Genomic DNA, 22391 nt, shown 5'->3' with positions numbered 1-22391 from the left:
ATCAAGCTGGCTCAGGCTGGCCCCTGCTGATGCAACTGCCCCAGGCGGCTGCGTGTACTCATCAGACCGGTGATGGCGCCGCCCAGGCTTCTGTCCAGGGCCTGGTTGGCGATCACCAGCAGGTCGTACAGCACATCCACCAGGTTGACGGAGCGCTGCTGGCGCGATGCATCTGCCGAGCAATGATCGCGAAAAGCGATAGGTCAGGTCCTGTGCTCGAGTCGGCGCTCGATCATGTACTTGACCGCCAGACGACGCTCCTTGAGATGGCGCAAGTCTTCTTCCACAAAGTTGCCTGCCGAGATCGATTCGGCGGCCAGCACCTGGTTGTCGATGTCCATGTACTCGTCCAGCAGACGGTCGAGCTGCGGGTCTTGCTGGCGGCGCTGCTGGACGATTTCGCGTGGGTAGTGCAGGTCCTGGTAGAGGTCATGGGAAACGGGCATGGCGTCCTCCTTGTGATGCGCCGATGGGCTCTATCTGATTTGAAGGGAGGAATGCGATTGTGTTGAAGCGAGGCGGTGGAATTGCGACGAGCGGTTGTCGGATGCGCCGCGAGAACCCTCTCGAAAGCGAGCTGACAGAACTAACCTGCTGTTTTCCTGCGTTTTTTTTAAAAAAAAGCTTCCCACCTCGAAAAAAGGTTGTTAAAGTGCCGGCCATTCCCGAGCAGCAACACACGGAGCTGCCAGGGGTTGTCAGTGAGGCGGTGATCAGTCATTCGCCAGATCCGATACAGGGGCGTCGCCAAGCGGTAAGGCAGCAGGTTTTGATCCTGCCATGCGTTGGTTCGAATCCAGCCGCCCCTGCCATTTTCAAGCTGTATTCTCTCCTCAATCGCCTTTAGGCGATTTTTTCGTTTCTGCCTACCTGTTTTCCAGCGACTCGGCCAGCACCTGGGCGAGGATGTGTTCGTGCACCGGTTTCTGCACCACCTGGCATCCCGGCAACTCCAGCCCTTGCAGTTGGGCGTAACCGGTGAGGAACACCACGGGCAGGTGCGGAAAGCGCTCGCGGGCCGCCAGTGCCAGTTGGGCACCATTGAACTCCGGCATGGCGAAATCGGTGAGCAGCAGGTCTATGCGTTCGTCGAGCAGGGCCATGGCCTGCTTACCGTTGTGCGCCTGGTGTACCTCGTAGCCCTGGCGCTGCAGCAGGTCACCGATCATCTCGCGCACCAGATGGTCGTCGTCGACCAGCAGGATGTGACGCTCGGTCCCTCGGGCGAAAAGCGGACGCACATCGTCCTCGCCTGCCGTGAGCGCATCGGCACGGGCTTTCACCGCTGGCAGGTAGACACTGACCAACGTGCCGCGGCCTGGCGTTGTATCAATGCGCACGCCACCGCCGATCTGTTTGGCGAAGCCGAACACCTGCGCCAGCCCCAGGCCCGAACCCTTGCCGATGTCCTTGGTGGTGAAGAACGGCTCGAAGGCTTTGGCCAGCACTTCCTCGCTCATGCCGCAGCCACTGTCGCGGATGCTCAGTACCACATACTCGCCGGGCTCCGGGTCCTCCGGGCGTTGTGGGTGGGTGTTGACCCGGGTGTTGCGCGTGGCCAGGGTCAGCTGCCCGCCCTCGGGCATGGCGTCGCGGGCGTTGATCGCCAGGTTGAGGATGATCATTTCGGTCTGGGTCGGGTCGGTCAGGGCTTGCCATAGCCCAGCATCGAGCTCCAGGCGCACTGCGACGCTGCCACCCAGGGTGCGGCGCAGCAGTTCCTCCAGCCCCGCCAGCGTGCGGTTGAGGTTCAACGGCACCGGCTCCAGGCGTTGCTTGCGCGAAAACGCCAGCAACTGGCTGGTCAGCTTGGCCCCGCGCTCGCCGGCCTCGCGAATGTGCTGCAGGCGCTTGTGTGCCTTGTCCAGCAGGCCTTTGTCCAGGTCGTTCTGCAGGAAGCTGGCACCGGTGAGGATCACCGTCAGCAGGTTGTTGAAGTCGTGCGCCACTCCGGCGGTGAGCTGGCCCACCGCTTCCAGGCGCTGCATCTGCTGCAGCGCGGCCTCGATGCGTTCGCGTTCGGCGATCTGTTCACGCAGGCGTTCGTTGGCCTCGGCCAGGTCCAGCACCGCCTCGCGTTCGCTGGAGATGTCGCGGGCAACCACATGCAGCAGGTTGTCGTCCGGCACCACCACCCACGACAGCCAGCGCTGCTGGCCTTCGGCATGCAGGATGCGGCCGACGAAGCGGGCGCTGGTGCGCCCCTGGGAGAGCGCGGCCAGCTCGGTGAGGAAGGTTTCCTGGTCGGCTTCCGGCAGCAGCTGCAGCAGCGAGATCTGCGCCAACCGCTCACGGGGAAAGCCCAGCGCGGCTTCCCAGGCCGGGTTGAGGGCTACTGGGGTCAGGTCCTTGTTGAGTACCGCCAGCAGGTCCTGGGACAGTTCCCAGGCGCGGTCGCGCTCGCGGGTGCGGCGCTCGACCCGCTCGCCGAGCATCTCGTTGAGTTGCTCCAGCGCTCGGGTGGCCTGGCGCTGCTGGTGGATGTCCTGCAGCACCCCGGAAAAACGTACGCACAGGCCGTCGACGAGTTGGGTCTGGCCGGTGGAGAGCAGCCAGCGCGGTTCCAGTGCGCCGGGTTGCGCGATACGGAACTCGGCCCGGTAATGGCCATCGCTATCAGGGCGCATGGCCTGCTCGACGGCGTCACGCACACGGGATTGGTCGTCGGGGTGGATGCCGGCGTAGAACACCTCGATTGTCATCCGGGTGTCGCTGGGCAGGCCGAACAGCATCTTGCAGCGGTCGTCCCAGACCAACTGCCCGTCCTGCGGGCGGTAGTCCCAGGTGCCCATGCCGGCGGCATCGATGGCGATGCGGGCACGCGCCTCCGCCTCGGCCAGTGCCTCTTCGGCGCGGCGTCGGCGTTGGCGTTCATGTACTTCGGTCAGCGCCCGGCGCACGGCCTTGGGCAGCAGTGGCAGGTTCTTCTTCAGGACGTAGTCGGTGGCGCCGAGGCGGATCATCTCCACCGCGTGCTCTTCGCCGTAGATGCCGGAGAGGAAGATGAACGGGATGTGTGGCGCCAGGCGTTGGGCGATGGCCAGCACATCGGCGCCGGAGGAGCTCGGCAGTACGCAATCGCACAGGATCAGGTCGTACGAGGACTCGCCCAGGGCGTGCTCGGCACCGACATGGTCGAACACCAGCCGTGATTGCACCTGAAACCCGCTGCGCTCGAGGCGCACCAGGATCAGCTCGGCATCCATGGCGCTGTCTTCGACCATCAGCAGTTTCAGCGGAGTAAGCTGCATCGTGTCCGCCTCAGTTGCTGCCGCGACGGTTCAGGCGCAGCGAACCGGGTGGTGGCTCGTTGAGCACCGCCCAGAACATGCCAAGGTCGGATATGGCGGTGACGAACTCCTTGAACTCCACAGGCTTGACCACATAGGCATTGACCCCGAGCTCATAGGCCCGGCTCAGGTCCGGCCCCTCGCGCGAGGACGTCAGCATGACGATGGGGATGCTGCGCAACTCGGCGGTTTCGCGCACCACCTTGAGTACTTCCAGGCCATCGATCTTGGGCAGCTTCAGGTCCAGCAGCATCACTGCCGGGTTGCCGCCGTCACGTCCGGCAAAGGCGTTGCGCCGCAGCAGGTAGTCCAGCGCATCGGCGCCGTCGCGCACCACGACCACCTCGTTGGCCAGTTGGCTGCGCTCAAGGGCGAGCAGGGTCAGTTCGAGGTCTCTGGGGTTGTCTTCGACCAGCAGGATAGGTTTGAGCATGATGTCCGGCCTCAGGCAGACTTTGGGTTGAGTGGCAGGGTGAAGTGGAAGCTGGCACCCTGGTTGATGCGGCCCTCGGCCCACACCCGGCCATCGTGGCGCTCGATGATGCGGCGCACGCTGGCCAAGCCGATCCCGGTGCCTTCGAACTCTTCCATGCGGTGCAGGCGCTGGAACACGCCGAATAGCTTGTCGACATAGGCCATGTCGAAGCCCACGCCATTGTCGCGCACATAGAACTCGAGCTCGTGCCGGTGACGCACTGCGCCGATCTCGATGCGCGCGGGGGCGCGGCCACGGGTGTACTTGATGGCATTGGCGATCAGGTTGTGCAGGACCATGTTGATGAAGGCCGGGTCGGCGATCACCTTGGGCAGGTCGGCGATTTCCCAGACGATGTCGCGCCCGGCATAGTCCGGCTCCAGCTCCGTGCGGATGGTGTCGGCCAGGGTATTGAGGTCGACGTCGGACAGGCGCAGCGCCGAACGGCCCATCTGCGAGAAGTTGAGCAGGTTGTCCACCAGGGAGCCAGCGAACTGCGCGGCATCCTCGATATGGCCGAGGAAGCGCTTGCCGCGCTCGGAGAGCTGCTCACCCTCAATTTCGCCGAGCAGTTCGCTGTAGCCGGCGATGTGCCGCAGCGGAGCACGCAGGTCGTGGGACACGCTGTAGGAAAACGCTTCGAGTTCCTTGTTCGAGCGCTTCAGCTCGTTGGCCAGCTGTGCCAGCTCCTCGGCCTTGCGCAAGACGATGCCGAGCACCGCGCCGCGCAACTCCAATACGCCTTCGACGATCAGCGGGTGCCAAGGCGCACTGAAACCGCGCACTTCCTGCTGCCAGCGCTCGAAGCTGTGCCGTGGGTTGAGATTGCCCTGCGGACCGACAGACTTCTCCGGCCGGCCCGCCCAGTTCACCGTGTGGGCCTGCTCGGGCCGGAACCATACAAGATAGTGCGAATGAATCTGCGAGATCGCGACTGCCATCACCCCGGCGGCATGTCGGGCCAGCTCGGGCAGCTCATCGATGTCACGGTGAACATTGTCGGTATGGAACACCGCCTCGCCGTCACGCCGTGCCAGCCAGTGCGCCAGGGCATTGACCAGCGCCGCCGGCGGGGTGACGCCGATCAGGTCGCAGCGCTCGGCGCTGATGATCGCCGCCCCCGAGGCCCCGGCGAACTGCAGCATCACTTCGGGTTGGGCGAGCAGGCCATCGCTGACACTGTCGTGGTCGGCCATCGAGCCGAGCATGCGCACGATGCGCTGGCGCAAGTCGAGCAGCTGGCGCGTGCTGTCGTGGGACTCGATGGCCTCGATCTGCAACGACAGCACATTGGCCAGTAGTTCGCAGGCGGTGCGGGTCTGGAAATCCACCGGCCTTGGCTGGTCATGGTGACAGGACACGAGGCCCCATAGCTGGTCATCGACCACGATGGACAACGACATCGACGCCAGGGTGCCCATGTTGCGCATGTACTGCAGGTGCACCGGCGATACGCTGCGCAGCGAGGCGAAGCTCATGTCCAGGGCCTTGCCGGTACGCGGATTGCTGGCCGGCACCAGGGGCGAGGGCTGGTAGTTGGCGTCCTCGATCACCCTGATGCGGTTGATTCGGTACAGCTCGCGGGCCTGGCGCGGGATGTCCGAAGCCGGGAAGCACAGCCCCAGGTAGCTCGGGTAGCCGGGGTCGGCGTCCTCGGCCAGGACCGTGCCGGTGCCCTCGCTGTCGAAGCGGTAGGCCTTGACCCGGCCAAAGCCGGTGATGCGTTTGATCTGGCGCACGGACTGCAGCAGCAACTCGTCGATGCTGGTGACCTGGTGCAGGGTGCTGACGAAGGCGCGGACCAGCGGGTAGTAGTTGTCCTTTTCGCGACCCTGCGCAGCACCGCGGTGCGGTTCCAGTTCGAGGATCAGCACCTGGTCGTGGCGGTGGGCCAGGACCCGCAGCGGCGCTTGCCAAGGCGCACCGTCGTGCAGGCGTGTGTCGCCGATGTGAAACGGGAAGATCTCGTCGTCCGGCAGGTTGGCCAGGCGGGCGCGCAGGTCGAAGCTGGCGCTGACCAGCTCGGCGAAGGACTGGCCCGCCAGCGCGCGGGCAGGTACGCCCAGCCAGCGCTCGGCATTCTCGCTGGCCTGGAGAATACGCAGGTCGGTCTCGTCCAGCACCAACAGGAAACCCTGTGGCTGAATGCTGCCCGGAACCTGGATCGGTTCCTGGGCACAGCGCTCGATGGCCTGCTCGAGCGAGGTCTGTTCGGTCGTCACGGGACTCTCCTGTAGGGTCCGTCCACGCATGGCGCATGCGTATTGCACAGGATGTTGCTGGTGAACGGTATCAGAATGCCGGTCGCTTTGCCGGGATCTGGTTGTTTTGAAAGGTGCCAGGCGCAGGGGTTTCGTTACCAGACGAGAAAATTTAATCGTGTCACGCCCCTCCTGCGCAATCCACGCAATGGACTGCACAGCCCCCAACTCTGTCATTTTCATTAATGCCAAAGAGGGGTAGGGCTTGCCCGGCCCGGATCCAATCGCGCTGCTACGCTCAAGTTCAACCTATACAGGAAGGACTGACAGGTGACGGAGCGCTTTGTGGCCATGCTGTTGGGCCTGTGGTTGAGTGGCAACGCCATGGCAGCGGATTTTCTCGTCGAAGTGCAGGTGCGCGTGCAGCGCGGGTGCATGCTGGTCAACCAGCAACGCGATGCCGGCCCGCAGGCGCTGGGGCGCATCGACCTGGGCAGCGCGGCGCGCCTGGATGGTCCTGGTGCGCCGCTGAGTGGCGTGCTGCTGGCCCAGCGCTCGCCGCGGCTGGAGTGCAACCCCGATACCCCGTACCAGGTGCGTGTCGATGCCGGCCAGCACGGCGGCATCGGCGAACTGCGCTACCTGGCAAGCCGCGATGTCCAGGCCCGACCGATTCCCTATCGTCTCTACCGCGACGCCGCCTGGCGCCAGCCGCTGGCGGTGGACGCTGCGCAATCGGCGCGGGTGCCGGACAGCGGCTCGGTGGAGCTTCCCCTCTACGCACGGATCGACAAGCTGGCCTGGGTGCCCCGCGCTGGCCTGTATGCCGACCTGCTCAAAGTCACGGTCACCTGGTAGGGAGGCTTCATGCTCATGGACGTGCTGCACCGTGGTTCGATCCTGCTGCTCACCCTTGGCCCGCTGCTGTTGCCCAGTGGCGCGGCCCACGGCACCACCACTGGCTTCATCCAGGCGCGCCTGGTGATCAGTGCTGCCTGCCAGATCAGCAGCGACCCGCAACCGGCCACCCTGGGCAACCCGGGGTTGATGGACTTCGGTGCGCGGGGGCCGACCTGGGACCAACCCCTGACCAGCCGTGTCGACGAGGCCGGAGGCGAGGGCAGCCTGCAGATCAGCTGTTCGCCCCAGGTACGCGCCTTCAGCGTGCGCATCAATGGCGGGCAGAACGGCAGTGACGGCGTGCGCCGCCTGAGCAATGGCCGCGAACTCATTCCCTACCAGCTGGCCATCGACCCGGGTGGCAACAGCCGCTACGGCATCGGCCAGGCCCGTACCTTCACCATCAGCAGTACCCAGCAAGTGCCCGTGCCCATCTACGGCGTGGTGGTCGCGCAACCGCGTGCGCTGGCCGCCGGGCTGTATCGCGACACCCTCAGGGTGACCCTGGACTGGTAACACGCAAGGAGATTGCAATGCCCAAGCACCTCACCCGCTGCATCCTCGCCGGCCTTGGCCTCGCCCTGGCGGCCCAGGCCCAGGCCGCCACCGTGACCGGCACCATCAGCTCGACCCTGACCCTGACCGCCGCCTGCCAGGTCAACGGCAGCGGCGGCACCTCCGGGCTGAATTTCGGCAGCCTCAACTTCGGCACCCAGGATTCACTGTTCACCACCGCCAATGGCCAGGTGCTCGGCGGTGGTGGCGGGGCCATGAGCATTCTCTGCTCGGCAGGCACGGTGCCGACGATCAAGGTGCGTGCCGGCGCCCATGACTCGCAGTCCGCCGGCGGGACCCGGGCCTTGGCCGATGGCGCGGGCAATTTCGTGCCCTACGACTTCTACACCGATGCCGGGCACACCCAGCTGTTGGCGATCGACGGCACCATCACCCTGCCGACCAGCACCGGCGTGGCGCAGACCGTCAACCTGTATGGCCAGGCCCGGGGTAAAGCCGGCCTGCCGGCCGGGGTGTACACCGATACGGTGGCGGTCGAACTGAGTTTCTGAGCCATGCCAGGCACTGCGCGGCTACTGGCGGTCGGCTTGTGCCTGACGTTGACCCAGGGCGCCCACGCGGTCACCACCAGCACCTTCCAGGTGACGGCGCAGATCGTCGCCGGCTGCCTGGTGGTGGGCGGCGTGACGGCCTATGGCGTGCTCGACTACGGCACCAGCTCGGCACTGTCCACGGCCACCCTGAGCACCTCGCTCGGCGGCAGCACGGTGACTTTCCAGTGCACCCCCGGCGTGGCCCTGAGCATGAGCCTGGACGGCGGCCAGAACAGCGCCAGCGGCACGCGCAATCTCAAGCGCTCGGGCGGTACGCAATTGCTGGCCTACCAGCTTTACCGCGACGCCGCGTTCAGCCAGAGCCTGGGCATTGGCAGCAGCGTGGCGGTGAGCTACAGCGATCCGACCGCGATCAAACTGCCGGTCTATGGCCGTACCACCCTGACCGGCACCTTGCCAGCAGGAACCTATACCGATGTCGTGCAAGTGACGGTGACCTGGTGAAAGGCCACTGCGGATAACAGAGAAGGAGAGGGGCATGGGGGCAGGCGCTAACTGGGCGCGTGGAATCATCGGGCTGCTGCTGTTGGCCAGCGCACCGGCTTTCGCGGCTACTTCGGTGTTGATCTGGCCGATCGACCCGGTGCTGGAGGCCGACCAGAAGGCCGGTGCGCTGTGGCTGGAAAACCGCGGCACGGCGCCAGCCAGCCTACAGGTGCGGGTGTTTGCCTGGCGCCAGGGCGAGTACCAGGAGCAGTTCCAGGCCCAGCGCGAGATCATCGGCAGCCCGCCGGTGGCCAATATCCCGGCGGGGCAGAAGCAACTGATCCGCCTGACCCGTACGGGCAGTTCGCCCGCGGGCCAGGAGCAGGCGTACCGCATCATCATCGACGAAATACCGTCACCACTGCCGGCTGATGCCGCCAGCGAAGGGCCGAAGGCGGCGATCCGCCTGCAGATGCGTTATTCGGTGCCGCTGTTCGTCTACGGCGAAGGGCTGTGGGGCAAGCCCGACCCGGAAGGCAAGCGCAGCGCCGAGGGCGTGGGCAAGCCGCAGTTGAGCTGGCGCGCGGTGACGGTACAGGGCAAGCCCTATGTCGAGCTGCGCAACACCGGGCCTGTGCATGCGCGCCTGACCGACGTGGTGCTGCAGCAGGCTGGCCAGGACAGGCCATTGGTCGAAGGGCTGCTCGGCTATGTGTTGCCCGGCGCCAGCATGCGCTGGCCGGCACCGGCCACGCCGGGTGCTGCCAGCGTGCTGAAAGGGCGGGTCAACGGCCAGGATGTGGCGCAGGCCATCAAACAGGGGCAATGAACCACGCTTGAACGGATCACAGGGGCCAGGGAGGACCCGGCAATGGTTGGAAATCGTGTGTGAGCTGGGTGCGGGTGGCAACGCACCGGTTGTGGCTGGGTCTGGCGGTGCTGGGGCCCGGCCTGGGCGTGGCCGACGAGCTGCCGCCGCCGCCCTCGGAACATGCCGCCATCGCCGACGCCACGCTGTACCTCGACCTGCTGGTGAACCAGGTGGCCAAGGCTGAGCTTGTGCCGGTGCAGCAGCGCGCCGGGCGGCTGTACCTGGCCAGCGAGGTGCTGCGCGAGGCGGGCGTCAGGCTGCCGGGCGAGCCTCAAGGCGAGGTGGCCCTGGACGATATCTCTGGCCTGCACAGCTACTACGACAGCCAGAACCAGCGCCTGCTGCTGCAGGTGCCGCCGGCCTGGCTGCCCGACCAACAGGTCGGTGAGCGCAACCTGTACCCGGCCAGCGACGCCCGCAGCAGCTTCGGCGCCTTGCTCAACTATGACGCCTACCTCAACGACACCGATGAGGGCGGCAGCTACCTGGCCGCCTGGAACGAACTGCGGCTGTTCGACGACTGGGGCACCTTTTCCACCACCGGGCAGTGGCGCCAGTCGTTCAATGGCGCCCAGGCTCAGGGCCGGCAGGGCTTCCTGCGCTACGACACCACCTTCCGCTACACCGACGAGCAGCGCCTGCTCACCTATGAGGCCGGCGACCTGGTGACCGGCGCGCTGCCCTGGACCACCTCGGTGCGCGTGGGCGGCCTGCAACTGTCCCGCGACTTCGGCGCCCGTCCCGACCTGGTCACCTATCCGCTGCCGGCCTTTGCCGGCGAAGCCGCCGTGCCGACCTCGCTGGACCTGTTCATCAACGGCTACAAGAGCAGCAGCACCGAATTGCAGCCCGGCCCCTACACCCTGACCAACGTGCCGTTCATCAATGGCGCCGGCGAAGCGGTGGTGGTCACCACCGATGCCCTGGGTCGGCAGGTGTCGACGACCTTGCCGTTCTATGTCACCAGCAGCCTGTTGGCCAAAGGCCTGTCGGACTTCTCGGTGGCCGCCGGCAGCCTGCGCCGCGACTACGCCGTGCGCGATTTCGCCTATGGCCCGGGTGTGGCCTCGGCGACCCTGCGCCACGGGTTGTCCGATTATTTCACCGTGGAAACCCATGCCGAGAGCGCCGAGTCGCTGATGCTCGGCGGCCTGGGTGGCAACCTGCGTCTGGCAACCTTCGGCGTGCTCAACGCGGCCGTGACCCAGAGTCGCTTCGAAGGCGATACAGGCCAGCAGCTGGCGCTGGGCTACCAGTACAACAGCCGGCGCATCGGCTTCAACTACCAGCGTGTGCAGCGCCATGGCGACTACGCCGACCTGTCGCGGGTCGACAGCCCCTACACGCGCCTGAGCCAGCGCAGCGAGCAGGCGACCCTGAGCCTGAACCTGGACAGTTACGGCAGCCTAGGTGCCGGCTACTTCGATGTGCGCGCCGGTGACGGCACGCGCACGCGGCTGATCAACCTCAGCTGGAGCAAGCCGCTGTGGCGCAACAGCAGCCTGTACCTGTCGGCCAACCGCGAGGTCGGTGACAGCCAGTGGGCGGTGCAGGCGCAACTGGTGATCCCCTTCGACCTGCGCGGCACCCTGGCTTTCAGCGCCGAGCGCAGCAAGGACGGCCAGGACCTGCAGCGGGTCAACTACAGCCAGGCAGTGCCGGTGGGCGGTGGTGTGGGTTACAACCTGGGCTACGCCACCGGCGGTAACCGCGACGACTACCGCCAGGCCGACCTGACCTGGCGCCTGCAGTCGGTGCAGTTGCAGGTGGGCGCCTACGGCAGCAGCGGGGAGATGACCCGCTGGGCCGACGCCAGCGGTTCGCTGGTGCTGATGGATGCGGGGCTGTTCGCCGCCAACTGCATCGACGACGCCTTTGTGGTGGTCAGCACCAGCGGCTACGCCGACGTGCCGGTGCGCTACGAGAACCAGCAGATCGGTCGCACCGACCGCAATGGCCACTTGCTGGTGCCCTACAGCAGCGGCTATTACCGCGGCAAGTACGAGATCGACCCCATGGACCTGCCCGCCGATGTGCTGGCGCCGCAGGTGGAGCAGCGCGTTGCCGTGCGCCGCGGCAGCGGCTACCTGCTGGAATTCCCGCTCAAGCGTGTGCTGGCGGCGAGCCTGGTGTTGGTCGACGGCAATCAGCAGGAGCTCAAGCTGGGCAGCCGGGTACGCCACCAGGAAAGCGGCGTCGAGGCGGTGGTGGGCTGGGATGGGCTGGTCTACCTGGAAAACCTGGCGCCGCACAATCGCCTGCAGGTGGACAAGGCCGACGGCGGGCAGTGCCAGGTGGCGTTCGACCTGCCTGAAGGGGAGGGGCCGATCCCGTTGATCGGTCCGCTGGTGTGCCAGTGAATGTTCGACGGTACGGCCTGCTGTTTGGCCTGTTGCTGGCGCCATGCCCGGCCTGGGCGCTGTGTTCGTCGGTGGCCACCACGCCGGCGGCGTTCGGCACCGTCAATTCGACGCTGGTACGTACTACAGTGCAGACTGCCTCGAGCACCAATTCCGGCTTGCAGTGCACCGGTTCGCTGCTCAGCCTGCTGGCCAGCAACGACCACTTCTACGCAACCATCACGCCAGCCTCCGGTGGCCTGGTTGGCCCGACCGGCGATGTTATCAACTACACGTTGTACGCCGACAACAGCGTCAACTACCCGATCACCCGAGGCGTTGCCTTCGACTTTGCCCGCAATGGCATCCTCGACCTGCTCGGTCTGCTCAATGGCCCGACGCCCAAGTCGGTACCGCTCTACCTGCGTACACAGATCGGCAGCAACGTCGCCGCGGGCCTGTACCAGGAAACGCTGACCGTCGCCTGGAGCTGGAACTACTGCTCGGGCATCGGCATCGGCAATATCTGCCTGGGGCGCGACATCGGCAGTGGCAGCAAGACCCTGAACGTCAGCCTGACGGTAAGCAACGACTGCCAGATCACCACGCCCAATATCAGCTTCGCCAGCGCACCGGTGGTGGCCGGGTTCGGCACGGTGAACCAGAGCCTGAGCGTGTCGTGCACCAAGGGCAGCAACTACACGGTGGGGCTGGACGACGGACAGAATGTGTCGGGCGGGCGGCGGCGGATGAAGTCCAGTGCCAACAACTACCTGGCCTACGACATCTTCAAGAGCGCAGGCGTGGTGCGCTGGGGCTCGGTGGGCGCGGCGCGGCGTTCGAGCAGCGATGCCGAGGTGAACCCCGGGGCGGGGACCGGCACGGGCAGCCAGGTGTTCAACTACAACGCCAAGGTGTACACCGACCAGGCCACGCCGCCGGCGGCGACCTATACCGACAGCGTGATTCTGGATGTGCAGTTTTGAATGCTGGCGTAGCTCAGCGCAGATCGCCGACCATCTTCAGCAACGTCTCAAGCACCGCCCCGGCCAGCGCCTTGGAGCGCTCACCCGACCAGCCGGTGCGCGGATTCGGCGCATCGTCATGATCCTTGAACGGCATCTCCAGGGTTAGCGACAGGCAGTCGTGAGCCTGGCCCACGGCATTGCACGCCAGGGTCATGTTGGCCTGGCCCGGTTCGTCGCGGGTATAGCCGTACTTCGTCTGGAAGTCCGGGGTCAGGCTGCACAGGGTGCTGCGGAACTGCTCTTCCAGCTTGGCGATGCGCGGCGTGTAGCCAGGGTTGCCCTCGCAGGCCGCGGTGAACACATGGGGGATCTCCTCGTCGCCATGGGCATCGATGAACGCGTCCACGCCATGCAGCTTCATCTGGCTCTGGGCGAAGAACACCTCGGGGCTCAGTTCGACGCTGGCGTCCTGCCAGGCGCGGTTGAGGTCCTTGCCCTTGAAGTTGGTGCGCAGGTGGCCGAGGAAGGCGCCGTCCGGGTTCATGTTGGGGATCAGGTACAGGTCGGCCTTGGCCAGCAGTTGCTGGATGACCGGGCCGTTGGCTTCGAGGGCGTCGATCACACCTTCCATGAACCATTCGGCCATGTGCTCGCCCGGGTGCTGCTGGGCGATGATCCACAGCTTGCGCTTGCCGGTCGCGCTGTTGCCTGCGCGCAGCAGCGGGATATCCCGACCCTGCACGCTGCGCCCGCTGGCCAGCAGTTCGACGCCGGGGATCTGTTTGGCGCGCTCGATCAACTGGTTGTGGCGTGCACGGGGGTAGGGCTCGAAGTAGGCGAACCAGGCTTGTGGCTGTTCGGCCTTGAAGTCGAAGTTCAGGGCCTTGCCGTCGAACTGGCTGGGCACGCGGAACCAGGTCTGCTGGTCGTACGAGGCCACGGCGTGGTAGCCGGTCCAGGCGTTCTTGTAGGAGGACTGGTGGGCGTTGTCCAGGCTGAAGCGATGGACCTGGCCCGGAGTCAGGCCGCTGGCCTTGAAATGGAACCACTGGAAGTGGTCGCTGTGACTGTCCTTGCGGATGTTCAGGTGGACGTGGGCAGGGTCGCTGGCGTCCAGGACCAGGATGTTGCCGGAGTCGAAATCGCAGTCGATGTGCAGCGGGGAGAGCGTCACGGTCATTGCCAGCCTCCTGTTGGCGTTGTTGTGACCGTACTCTACACCGCCTGGTGGTGCGGGTGCGCAGGTTAATTGACGCAGTCGTGGATGAGTCCGCCCCTGCGAATCAGGTCAGTAGCCCCAGCGCCACAAGCGCAGCAACACCAAGCCCGACGGCAATCGAACAGCCACCCAGCGACAGCGCCGCGCGTCCTTGCCGGTACCAGCCGTCATGGCCCAATTGCCGCGCCGGGACGAGCAGGCTGCGCCAGCGCAGTTCGGTTTCGTGGAAGGCGCGCAGGTGGTCGGGGTCGGCATCCAGCCAGCGGCGGAAATCGATGCGTTCGCTGGCGGTCACCTGCGGGCTTTGCAGGCGCACGTACCATTGGCCGGCGATGCTGGCCAGCGCGTCGCCGGGCGCGCGGGCGGTCTGCAGGGCCTGGTTCATGTGGCGCTCGATGCTGATCAGTGGCAGGTCCAGGCGCTCGGCGATGGCGGCGAAGCTCTGCTGGTCGAGGCGGTTGAGCAGGAAGACTTGCTGGACCCGGCGCGGCAAGCGCTTGAGTGCATGCAGCAGCGCGTCTTCAGCGTGCAGTTCGGCAGGGCGCGGATCGTGCTCGAGGGGCAGCAGCAGGCGGGTCATGGACAGCTCCTTGCTCATAAGGAAAGGGGTGGGGGCATCTTCCTTGATGCGGAGCCAGCTTAGGCTAAACGAGATTGATTCTCAAGTGCTGATTCCGCAAAGATTTGTAATGAGCATTCACGAGCTGACACACTTTTGCTATCATCACGGCCATTAAACGATCTTCATTAGCCTGAAGAGCCAAAAAAAATGACCCGGCAAAAAGCCGGGTCAAAAACCGTGATTAGCCTGATGAGGAGATAATCTGAGCGTCCGACCTGAGGACGTTGCAGGTTATCCAGCGGGTCTCGCGACCTGCTGAGTGCAATAATAATCGTTATCATTTGCCAGTCAAATGATTTTTCAGCGATCGGCTAAAAAAATATTCCTGACGCACTCCTCGTCCCCGGCAATCGGGGCTTTTGCCGTTCGTCGGCTATCACGTTCTCCCTTCAGATCGATGCCTTTTCCATGGCGTGGCGCTGCTCCAGCAGGGCGCGGGCCATGTTGATCATGTGCATCAGCGCAAACACCACTTCCCGTGTCGTGCCCTGCAGGTGGTTGCCGGTTTCCTGTGCCGTGGCCGAGGCGCAGCGCAGCAGGGCCATGGCGTGCTCGCTGGCCTGGGCGTCGCTGACGCCTTCGCGCAGGGTCCACAGTGAACGCTCCAGGTCGCGGGGCGTGGGAGTGGGGTTGAGGTAGAAATCGAGGGCGCGGCGGGCTGCTTCTTCGTCGAGATCTGTTTCTTCTTTTGTCGAATTGCTCATGACTGCTCCTGTGAAATCCCTTCGAGGACAATGAGCGCTGATAGTAGGTCAATTTGTATTATTTTTGAGTTCTGAGATAATTCAGAATGTGTATTGATGCCGTTCATCCAGTCCGTATCGTTCACAGCCATGGAAAACTGGATCGAATTTCTGTCGCGCTACCAGCGCGAGCACAACCTCAAGCAGCATCAACTGGCCGAACGCCTGGGCATGACCCAAGGCGGTGTCGGCCATTGGCTGCGTGGCACACGCAGGCCCACGCTGGTGACAGTCAACGAGAAGCTGGAAAAGCTCGGGCTGGTGTACCTCGAAGCGCGGGTGATGGTGGTCGAGCGTGATGCCACGGTTCGCGAGACCAGGGGTGTCTATGCCGTGGAACGGCCGCTTTCGGTCAATGCCTTGCGCCATGCCAGTTTTCGCTTTCCAGTGCTGAGCTGGGCCGATCTGGACGGGCCTCTGCCGCAATCCTGTGAAGTCCACGAGTTGACCGACTACATGCCCGCAGGCAACGCATTCTGGTTGCCGGTCGAGAATGATTCGATGAACGCCGCCAGTGGCAGGAGCGTACCGATGGGCATGCGGGTGCTGGTGGATGCAGGGGTCGAGGTGACGCCGGGCAGGCTGGTGGTGGCTCGGCAGCCGGGCCGGCCGGCGGTGCTCAGGGAGTTGATCGAGGAAGGCGGGCAGCGGATGCTCAGGCCGCTCAATACATCGTATCCGACGGTGTTATGCGAGCACGGGTGTGAATTCCTGGGTGTCGTGGTGCGGATGCATGGCATTTTGTAGCCTCTGGGACGACTGCAATTTGGGCACCTAATAGCTTGCACACGCTTGCAAAAAGCGAGCGCCAAACTGATTTCACTGGTTTGAAGCATGAAGTATCTACGTCTATCGACACCTGGTATTTTTGCCAGGTGACTCACTCAGGCCCTGAGCATACTCTCAAGTCTCCATTACTTATCTCAGGAGCAGGACGTCATGGCTAAGCCAAGTGGAGTCAGTATCAAAGCTTCGCTTTTTACAAATAAGGGAGCATTGGTGAACTTTACGTACCTGGAGCATAAGTCCGGCATGGCTGGGACTGCGAAAATGAAACGTGGCGACATACAGTCTTTGGAAGGCATCGTTAATACGCCAACTTCGTACCTGTGCGCGACCGATGTCTGGGACGATGAAACGCGGCTGTATTACTGCCATACCGAAGTCAACGGCCAGCCCTGTTTCAAGCTTTACTACGCTATCGACGACGCGCGCGTCTATACGACCGACCTCGGTTACCTTTACGTTGCCGAAGGTACTGGGCACGCCTATATCCTGGTCGATGCAAAAACCGGCAACCGTCTCGATATCTCAAAAATGGCGAAAGAATCAACTAGCGAATATTCCGTCTACCTGCAGTCAATACATGGCAATAATATCGATTGTTACGATACTCGCACTTTGTCGGGTGGCGCCACTTGGAGTTACATCTGCTCCAGCACTTCAACCAAAACGTCTTTCACTTTGAAGGTCAGTCGTGGCTGATGCCGCAATGCAGTTAGGTGACTTATTAGTGGGAGAACTCCGGTGCCAGAAGCCTGGCATCGGAGTTCTTTGTCGCAGAGGAAAAGCGCCGTAAATAATTCATGGGCGAAACAACAATTTCGGCGAATACTTCGCCGCCATTACAGCGTCTCCAACTCCACCAGCAACGTACCTTCGCTGACCATATCCCCCTCCTGACAGAACAGCGCCTTCACCGTCCCATCATGGGGCGCCCGGATGCTGTGCTCCATCTTCATCGCCTCCAGCACCACCAGCGCGGTACCGGCCTCGACCACCTGCCCCGGCTCCACCAGCACCCGCACGATACTGCCGTTCATCGGCGCCCCCAGCCCGCCCTGGTGGCTGTGGCTGGCTTCCGCCGCAGCGATCGGGTCATGGACACTCACGGCGTGCAATTCGCCCTGCCACTGCAGGTACAGCGTGTCGCCCCGGCGAACCGCCAGGTAACGACGGCGCAGACCGTCGTGGTCATGGCACAGTTGCTCTCCCTCCAGGCGATAAGTCGAAGGCGCACTACGCTCCAGAGCCACCGCTTGCTCATGTCCGTCGCATTGCAGGTGCAGGCTGCTGCGTGCCGGCAGCCCCAGGCGCAGGCCATCGCGCAAGGTCCAGGGCGAGGCAGGGTCGTCCTGGCGCAGTTGCGCTGGCTCACCTTGCAGCCAGGCTTCGGCGGCGGCCTCCCAGAACTGCGCCGGCAGCGCCTGTGGCGGGGGTAGCAACACATCCTGGTGACGCGGAATGAACCCAGTGTCCAGCTCCGCCTCGGCAAACGCCGGGTGCGCCAGGATGCGGCGCAGGAAGGCAATGTTGGTCTTCAGCCCGCCAATGGCGAACTCATCGAGCATCGCCAGCAGTCGCAGGCGCGCCTGTTCGCGGTCCTGGCCCCAGGCAATCAGCTTGCCCAGCATCGGATCGTAGAACGGCGATACCACGTCGCCCTCGCTGACGCCGCTGTCCACCCGGCGGCCTTCGCCCGGCGCCGACTCGCGGTACAGCGCCAGGGTACCGGTGGCCGGGAGGAATTCGTTGGCCGGATCCTCCGCGTACAGCCGCACCTCGATGGCATGGCCGATCAGCGGCACCTGCTCTTGAGTCAAAGGCAGCGGCTCGCCGCAGGCCACGCGGATCTGCCAGGCCACCAGGTCGAGCCCGGTGATGGCCTCGGTGACCGGATGCTCCACCTGCAGGCGGGTGTTCATCTCCATGAAGAAGAACTCGCCGCGGGCATCGAGCAGGAACTCCACGGTACCGGCGCCCACATATCCGATGGCCTGGGCGGCGCGTACCGCAGCTTCGCCCATGGCCTTGCGCAGCTCGGGGGACAGGCCCGGCGCCGGGGCCTCCTCGACCACTTTCTGGTGGCGGCGCTGGATCGAGCAGTCACGCTCGTTGAGGTACAGGCAGTGGCCGTGCTGGTCGGCGAACACCTGGATCTCCACATGACGCGGCTTGAGCACGTATTTCTCGACCAACATCCGCGCATCGCCGAACGACGACTGCGCTTCACGTTGCGCCGAGGCGAGGGCGTCGGCCAGCTGGCTTTCCTCCTCGACCACCTTCATGCCCTTGCCGCCGCCGCCGGCGCTGGCCTTGAGCAGCACCGGGTAGCCGATGCGCTCGGCGGCGGCGCGGAAGGTTTCCAGATCCTGGGCCTCACCGTGGTAGCCCGGCACCAGCGGCACCCCGGCGGCTTCCATCAGCGCCTTGGCCGCCGACTTGCTGCCCATGGCGTCGATGGCGCTGGCCGGTGGGCCGAGGAAGATCAACCCGGCCTGTTCGATGGCGCGGGCGAAACCGGCGTTTTCGGACAGGAAGCCATAGCCCGGGTGGATCGCCTGGGCGCCGCTGGCCTTGGCGGCGGCGAGCAGCTTGTCGATCACCAGGTAGCTGTCGGCGGCCTTGCTGCCACCGAGGTCGACGCGGATATCAGCCTCGCGGCTGTGGCGCGCGTCGCGGTCGGTGGCGCTGTGCACGGCCACGGTGGTCAGGCCCATGGCCTTGGCGGTGCGCATCACCCGGCAGGCGATCTCGCCGCGGTTGGCGACCAGCAGGGTGGTCAGCGTGGGTCGGCTCATGGGCGCGGTTCCTTGTTGTCTTGCCAGGCAGGGCGGCGTTTTTCCAGGAAGGCGCGCAGGCCCTCCTGGCCTTCGGCGCTGACGCGGATGCGGGCGATGGTGTTCTCGCAGTAGCGGCGCAGGGCCGGGCTCAGCTCGCCGTCATCCACTTCGCGCAACAGGTCCTTGGTGGCGCGCAGCGCCTGCGGGCTGTTGTGCAGCAGGTTGTCGACCCAGGCCTCGACCTGGGCGTCCAGTTCGGCGGCCGGATACACCTCGGCCAGCAGGCCCAGGTCGCGGGCGCGCACGCCGCTGAAACGCTCGGCGGTGAGGGCGTAGCGGCGGGCGGCGCGCTCGCCGATGGCCTTGACCACGAACGGGCTGATCACCGCCGGCGCCAGGCCGATGCGCACCTCCGACAGGCACAGCTGCGCGTCTTCGGCACCGATGGCCATGTCGCAGCAGCTGATCAGCCCCAGCGCGCCGCCAAAGGCCGCGCCCTGGACCACGGCCAGGGTCGGCACTTTGAGCCGGTGCAGGGCGTACATCAGCTCGCCCAGCTCATGGGCGTCGTCCAGGTTGGTGTTGAAGTCCAGCTGCGCCGACTGCTGCATCCAGGCAAGGTCCGCGCCGGCACTGAAGTGCCGGCCACGGCCGCGCAGCACCACGAAGCGCAGGCTGGCGTCCTCGCCCAGCTGGTCGATGGCGACGATCAGCTCGCGGATCATCTGCGCGTTGAAGGCGTTGTTCTTGTCTTCCCGGCTCAGCCACAGGGTGGCGAAGCCGCGAGGGTCCTTGACCAGTTCAAGGGTGGCGAATTCGCTCATGGGTCACATCCGGAAAATGCCGAAGCGGCTCTGTTCGATCGGGGCGTTCAGCGCGGCGGACAACGCCAGGCCGAGCACGTCGCGGGTCTGCGCCGGGTCGATGACACCGTCGTCCCACAGCCGGGCGCTGGAGTAGTAGGGGTGGCCCTGGCGCTCGTACTGGTCGAGGATCGGCTGCTTGAGCTTCTTCTCGTCTTCGCTGCTGAACACCTCGCCGCTGCGCTCGCTCTGCTCGCGCTTGACCTGGGCCAGCACGCCAGCGGCCTGCTCGGCGCCCATCACGCCGATGCGGGCGTTGGGCCACATCCACAGGAAGCGCGGGTCGTAGGCGCGGCCGCACATGCCGTAGTTGCCGGCGCCGAAGCTGCCACCGATGATCACCGTGAACTTCGGCACCTGGGCGCAGGCCACCGCGGTCACCAGCTTGGCGCCATGCTTGGCGATGCCGCCTTCCTCGTACTTCTTGCCGACCATGAAACCGGTGATGTTCTGCAGGAACAGCAGCGGGATGCCGCGCTGGCAGGCCAGTTCGATGAAGTGCGCACCTTTCTGCGCAGCTTCGGCAAAGAGGATGCCGTTGTTGGCCAGGATCGCCACCGGGTAGCCGTGCAGGTGGGCGAAGCCGCACACCAGGGTGGTGCCGAACAGCGCCTTGAACTCATCGAACACCGAGCCATCGACCAGACGGGCGATCACCTCGCGCACGTCGAACGGTTGCTTGGCGTCTGCCGGAACCACGCCGTACAGCTCTTCTGCGCCATACAACGGTGCAATCGGCGCCTGGCACTGCAGCTTGCCCTGCTTGTGCCAGTTGAGGTTGGCGACACTGCGCCGGGCGATGGCCAGGGCGTGCTCGTCGTTGTCGGCATAGTGGTCGGCCACGCCGCTGGTGCGGCAGTGCACGTCGGCGCCGCCGAGGTCCTCTGCGCTGACCACCTCGCCGGTCGCGGCCTTCACCAGGGGCGGGCCGGCGAGGAAGATGGTCGCCTGCTGGCGCACCATGATCGCTTCGTCGGCCATGGCCGGCACGTAGGCACCACCGGCGGTGCACGAACCCATCACCACGGCGATCTGCGGGATGCCCAGGGCACTCATGTTGGCCTGGTTGAAGAAGATCCGCCCGAAGTGCTCGCGGTCGGGGAACACTTCGTCCTGGCGTGGCAGGTTTGCGCCGCCGGAGTCCACCAGGTAGATGCATGGCAGGCGGTTCTGCAGGGCGATGGTCTGGGCGCGCAGGTGTTTCTTCACGGTCAGCGGGTAGTAGGAGCCGCCTTTGACCGTGGCATCGTTGGCCACGATCATGCACTCCACGCCTTCGACGCGGCCGATGCCGGCGATTACGCCCGCGGCGGGCACGTCTTCGCCGTACACCTCATGGGCGGCCAGCTGGCCGATCTCGAGGAACGCCGAGCCCGGGTCGAGCAGGCGGTCGATACGCTCGCGAGGCAGCAGCTTGCCCCGCGAGGTATGCCGCTCCTGGGCCTTCGGCCCGCCGCCCTGACTGACCTGGGCGAGCAGGCCGCGCAGGGCCTGGACCTGTTCGAGCATGGCCGCGCTGTTGGCGGCGAATTCCGCCGAGCGCGGGTTGATCTGGGTGTGCAGGGTAGCCATGTGCGCCCGTTCCTTATGCTCAGCGGGTTTCGTTGAACAGTTCGCGGCCGATCAGCATCCGGCGGATCTCGCTGGTGCCGGCGCCGATCTCGTACAGCTTGGCGTCGCGCAACAGGCGGCCAGCCGGGAATTCATTGATGTAGCCGTTGCCGCCGAGGATCTGGATCGCTTCCAGGGCCATCTGCGTGGCGCGTTCGGCGGTGTAGAGGATGACCCCGGCGGCGTCCTTGCGAGTGGTCTCAGCGCGGTCGCAGGCCTGGGCCACGGCGTACAGGTAGGCGCGGCTGGCATTGAGCTGGGTGTACATGTCGGCGATCTTGCCCTGGATCAGCTGGAATTCGCCGATGCTCTGGCCGAACTGCTTGCGGTCGTGGATGTACGGGACGACGAGGTCCATGCAGCTCTGCATGATGCCGGTCGGGCCGCCCGACAGCACCACGCGCTCGTAGTCCAGGCCGCTCATCAGCACGCGCACGCCGCCGTTGAGCTGGCCGAGGATGTTTTCTTGCGGCACTTCGACGTCATCGAAGAACAGTTCGCAGGTGTTGGAGCCGCGCATGCCGAGCTTGTCGAACTTGTTGCTGCGGCTGAAGCCTTTCCAGTCGCGCTCGACAATGAACGCGGTGATGCCGTGGGGGCCCTTGTCCAGGTCGGTCTTGGCGTAGATCACGTAGGTGTTGGCGTCGGGGCCGTTGGTGATCCAGGTCTTGCTGCCGTTGAGCACGTAGCGGTCGCCGCGCTTTTCGGCACGCAGCTTCATCGACACCACGTCGGAGCCGGCGTTGGGCTCGCTCATGGCCAGGGCGCCGATATGCTCGCCGCTGATCAGCTTGGGCAGGTATTTGAGCTTCTGCTCGTGAGTGCCGTTGCGGTTGATCTGGTTGACGCACAGGTTGGAGTGGGCGCCGTAGGACAGGGCTACCGATGCCGAACCCCGGCTGATTTCTTCCATCGACACCACGTGGGCCAGGTAGCCCAGGCCGGCGCCGCCGTATTCTTCCGGCACGGTGATGCCCAGCAGGCCCATGTCGCCGAACTTGCGCCACATGTCGGCAGGGAACAGGTTGTCATGGTCGATCTGCGCGGCGCGCGGCGCCAGTTCGGCGGCAACGAAGGTGCGCACCTGGTCGCGGAGCATGTCGATGGTCTCGCCCAGGGCGAAGTTCAGGCTGGGGTAATGCATGTGGGCACCTTCTTGTTCTTGAAATT

At 65.0% G+C, this 22391-nt stretch carries 21 protein-coding genes and 1 tRNA gene; 10 read left to right on the top strand and 12 right to left on the bottom strand.

The genetic code is table 11. The features are described from left to right. Nucleotides 1-11: 11 nt before the first annotated feature. Together ACODS9_RS18345 and ACODS9_RS18340 are read right to left on the bottom strand one after the other, a co-directional pair. On the bottom strand, nt 12-140 hold the full coding sequence (locus ACODS9_RS18345; RefSeq protein ID WP_489094437.1) for a hypothetical protein: 129 nt from the start codon (nt 138-140) through the stop codon (nt 12-14). Between the two features lie 63 nt (nt 141-203). Next, nucleotides 204-446: a hypothetical protein gene (locus ACODS9_RS18340; protein ID WP_489094436.1), complete on the bottom strand. Its 243-nt coding sequence runs from the start codon at nt 444-446 to the stop codon at nt 204-206. Nucleotides 447-737: 291 nt separating this feature from the next. On the opposite strand from ACODS9_RS18340, the gene ACODS9_RS18335 reads away from it, so the two are divergent. After that, a tRNA-Gln gene (locus tag ACODS9_RS18335) sits at nt 738-812 on the top strand. Between the two features lie 54 nt (nt 813-866). Here the strand turns inward: ACODS9_RS18335 and ACODS9_RS18330 are convergent. The 3 genes from ACODS9_RS18330 to ACODS9_RS18320 are packed head-to-tail and all read right to left on the bottom strand — an operon-like array spanning nt 867 to nt 6017. Then, nucleotides 867-3251 carry a response regulator gene (locus tag ACODS9_RS18330; RefSeq protein ID WP_489094435.1) on the bottom strand — a complete coding sequence of 795 codons (2385 nt, stop codon included), beginning with the start codon at nt 3249-3251 and terminating at the stop codon, nt 867-869. 10 nt (nt 3252-3261) lie between these two features. Further along, complete coding sequence (locus ACODS9_RS18325; RefSeq protein WP_046856306.1) at nt 3262-3723, bottom strand: response regulator; 462 nt, start codon at nt 3721-3723, stop codon at nt 3262-3264. A gap of 11 nt (nt 3724-3734) precedes the next feature. Continuing rightward, nucleotides 3735-6017 (bottom strand): ATP-binding protein, encoded by a 2283-nt coding sequence (locus tag ACODS9_RS18320; RefSeq protein ID WP_489094434.1) that lies wholly within the window; start codon nt 6015-6017, stop codon nt 3735-3737. Nucleotides 6018-6296: 279 nt separating this feature from the next. On the opposite strand from ACODS9_RS18320, the gene ACODS9_RS18315 reads away from it, so the two are divergent. The 7 genes from ACODS9_RS18315 (at nt 6297) to ACODS9_RS18285 (ending at nt 12618) form a co-directional block, all read left to right on the top strand. Further along, nucleotides 6297-6824: a Csu type fimbrial protein gene (locus ACODS9_RS18315; RefSeq protein ID WP_489094433.1), complete on the top strand. Its 528-nt coding sequence runs from the start codon at nt 6297-6299 to the stop codon at nt 6822-6824. Between the two features lie 24 nt (nt 6825-6848). Continuing rightward, complete coding sequence (locus ACODS9_RS18310; RefSeq protein WP_401106023.1) at nt 6849-7382, top strand: Csu type fimbrial protein; 534 nt, start codon at nt 6849-6851, stop codon at nt 7380-7382. 17 nt (nt 7383-7399) lie between these two features. After that, a complete protein-coding gene (locus tag ACODS9_RS18305) occupies nt 7400-7933 on the top strand; it encodes a Csu type fimbrial protein (RefSeq protein ID WP_102684532.1) in 534 nt (177 codons plus the stop codon). 3 nt (nt 7934-7936) lie between these two features. Then, the gene (locus ACODS9_RS18300) at nt 7937-8440 is read left to right on the top strand and encodes a Csu type fimbrial protein (protein ID WP_401105800.1); all 504 of its coding nucleotides are present in this window, start codon (nt 7937-7939) and stop codon (nt 8438-8440) included. A gap of 34 nt (nt 8441-8474) precedes the next feature. Further along, nucleotides 8475-9251: a fimbrial biogenesis chaperone gene (locus tag ACODS9_RS18295; protein WP_489094432.1), complete on the top strand. Its 777-nt coding sequence runs from the start codon at nt 8475-8477 to the stop codon at nt 9249-9251. A 68-nt stretch (nt 9252-9319) separates the two neighbouring features. Continuing rightward, complete coding sequence (locus tag ACODS9_RS18290; RefSeq protein WP_489094452.1) at nt 9320-11653, top strand: fimbria/pilus outer membrane usher protein; 2334 nt, start codon at nt 9320-9322, stop codon at nt 11651-11653. Further along, the gene (locus tag ACODS9_RS18285; protein ID WP_401105804.1) at nt 11650-12618 is read left to right on the top strand and encodes a Csu type fimbrial protein; all 969 of its coding nucleotides are present in this window, start codon (nt 11650-11652) and stop codon (nt 12616-12618) included. The genes ACODS9_RS18290 and ACODS9_RS18285 overlap by 4 nt, the downstream gene beginning before the upstream one ends. Before the next feature lie 13 nt (nt 12619-12631). On the opposite strand, the gene ACODS9_RS18280 is transcribed toward ACODS9_RS18285, so the two are convergent. The 3 genes from ACODS9_RS18280 to ACODS9_RS18270 form a co-directional block, all read right to left on the bottom strand. Next, on the bottom strand, nt 12632-13780 hold the full coding sequence (locus ACODS9_RS18280; protein ID WP_489094431.1) for a M14 family metallopeptidase: 1149 nt from the start codon (nt 13778-13780) through the stop codon (nt 12632-12634). A gap of 103 nt (nt 13781-13883) precedes the next feature. Continuing rightward, a complete protein-coding gene (locus ACODS9_RS18275) occupies nt 13884-14399 on the bottom strand; it encodes a DUF4880 domain-containing protein (protein ID WP_401105808.1) in 516 nt (171 codons plus the stop codon). Between the two features lie 431 nt (nt 14400-14830). Then, complete coding sequence (locus ACODS9_RS18270; RefSeq protein WP_401105809.1) at nt 14831-15145, bottom strand: DUF6124 family protein; 315 nt, start codon at nt 15143-15145, stop codon at nt 14831-14833. 129 nt (nt 15146-15274) lie between these two features. On the opposite strand from ACODS9_RS18270, the gene ACODS9_RS18265 reads away from it, so the two are divergent. Both ACODS9_RS18265 and ACODS9_RS18260 read left to right on the top strand, forming a co-directional pair. Next, a complete protein-coding gene (locus ACODS9_RS18265) occupies nt 15275-15931 on the top strand; it encodes a LexA family protein (RefSeq protein ID WP_489094451.1) in 657 nt (218 codons plus the stop codon). A gap of 192 nt (nt 15932-16123) precedes the next feature. Further along, nucleotides 16124-16669: a hypothetical protein gene (locus ACODS9_RS18260; RefSeq protein ID WP_489094430.1), complete on the top strand. Its 546-nt coding sequence runs from the start codon at nt 16124-16126 to the stop codon at nt 16667-16669. A 140-nt stretch (nt 16670-16809) separates the two neighbouring features. Here the strand turns inward: ACODS9_RS18260 and ACODS9_RS18255 are convergent, their stop codons facing one another. The 4 genes from ACODS9_RS18255 to ACODS9_RS18240 are packed head-to-tail and all read right to left on the bottom strand — an operon-like array spanning nt 16810 to nt 22365. Further along, on the bottom strand, nt 16810-18765 hold the full coding sequence (locus ACODS9_RS18255) for an acetyl/propionyl/methylcrotonyl-CoA carboxylase subunit alpha (RefSeq protein WP_489094429.1): 1956 nt from the start codon (nt 18763-18765) through the stop codon (nt 16810-16812). After that, nucleotides 18762-19571 (bottom strand): gamma-carboxygeranoyl-CoA hydratase, encoded by an 810-nt coding sequence (locus ACODS9_RS18250; RefSeq protein WP_038705777.1) that lies wholly within the window; start codon nt 19569-19571, stop codon nt 18762-18764. The genes ACODS9_RS18255 and ACODS9_RS18250 overlap by 4 nt, the downstream gene beginning before the upstream one ends. A gap of 3 nt (nt 19572-19574) precedes the next feature. After that, a complete protein-coding gene (locus ACODS9_RS18245) occupies nt 19575-21182 on the bottom strand; it encodes a carboxyl transferase domain-containing protein (RefSeq protein ID WP_038705778.1) in 1608 nt (535 codons plus the stop codon). 19 nt (nt 21183-21201) lie between these two features. Beyond that, nucleotides 21202-22365, bottom strand: coding sequence for an isovaleryl-CoA dehydrogenase (locus ACODS9_RS18240; protein ID WP_023631987.1), 1164 nt, complete (start codon nt 22363-22365; stop codon nt 21202-21204). Nucleotides 22366-22391: the final 26 nt, after the last annotated feature.

It is taken from the genome of Pseudomonas sp. FG36 (genome assembly GCF_057809275.1).
This window is presented reverse-complemented; position numbering and strand designations above follow the sequence as displayed.

Bases quoted from the DNA above. Each gene is read 5' to 3' on its own strand.
- ACODS9_RS18340 (WP_489094436.1), bottom strand. From the start codon at position 446: ATGCCCGTTTCCCATGACCTCTACCAGGACCTGCACTACCCACGCGAA.
- ACODS9_RS18330 (WP_489094435.1), bottom strand. From the start codon at position 3,251: ATGCAGCTTACTCCGCTGAAACTGCTGATGGTCGAAGACAGCGCCATG.
- ACODS9_RS18325 (WP_046856306.1), bottom strand. From the start codon at position 3,723: ATGCTCAAACCTATCCTGCTGGTCGAAGACAACCCCAGAGACCTCGAA.
- ACODS9_RS18320 (WP_489094434.1), bottom strand. From the start codon at position 6,017: ATGCGTGGACGGACCCTACAGGAGAGTCCCGTGACGACCGAACAGACC.
- ACODS9_RS18305 (WP_102684532.1), top strand. From the start codon at position 7,400: ATGCCCAAGCACCTCACCCGCTGCATCCTCGCCGGCCTTGGCCTCGCC.
- ACODS9_RS18300 (WP_401105800.1), top strand. From the start codon at position 7,937: ATGCCAGGCACTGCGCGGCTACTGGCGGTCGGCTTGTGCCTGACGTTG.
- ACODS9_RS18295 (WP_489094432.1), top strand. From the start codon at position 8,475: ATGGGGGCAGGCGCTAACTGGGCGCGTGGAATCATCGGGCTGCTGCTG.
- ACODS9_RS18280 (WP_489094431.1), bottom strand. From the start codon at position 13,780: ATGACCGTGACGCTCTCCCCGCTGCACATCGACTGCGATTTCGACTCC.
- ACODS9_RS18275 (WP_401105808.1), bottom strand. From the start codon at position 14,399: ATGACCCGCCTGCTGCTGCCCCTCGAGCACGATCCGCGCCCTGCCGAA.
- ACODS9_RS18270 (WP_401105809.1), bottom strand. From the start codon at position 15,145: ATGAGCAATTCGACAAAAGAAGAAACAGATCTCGACGAAGAAGCAGCC.
- ACODS9_RS18265 (WP_489094451.1), top strand. From the start codon at position 15,275: ATGGAAAACTGGATCGAATTTCTGTCGCGCTACCAGCGCGAGCACAAC.
- ACODS9_RS18260 (WP_489094430.1), top strand. From the start codon at position 16,124: ATGGCTAAGCCAAGTGGAGTCAGTATCAAAGCTTCGCTTTTTACAAAT.
- ACODS9_RS18255 (WP_489094429.1), bottom strand. From the start codon at position 18,765: ATGAGCCGACCCACGCTGACCACCCTGCTGGTCGCCAACCGCGGCGAG.
- ACODS9_RS18250 (WP_038705777.1), bottom strand. From the start codon at position 19,571: ATGAGCGAATTCGCCACCCTTGAACTGGTCAAGGACCCTCGCGGCTTC.
- ACODS9_RS18245 (WP_038705778.1), bottom strand. From the start codon at position 21,182: ATGGCTACCCTGCACACCCAGATCAACCCGCGCTCGGCGGAATTCGCC.
- ACODS9_RS18240 (WP_023631987.1), bottom strand. From the start codon at position 22,365: ATGCATTACCCCAGCCTGAACTTCGCCCTGGGCGAGACCATCGACATG.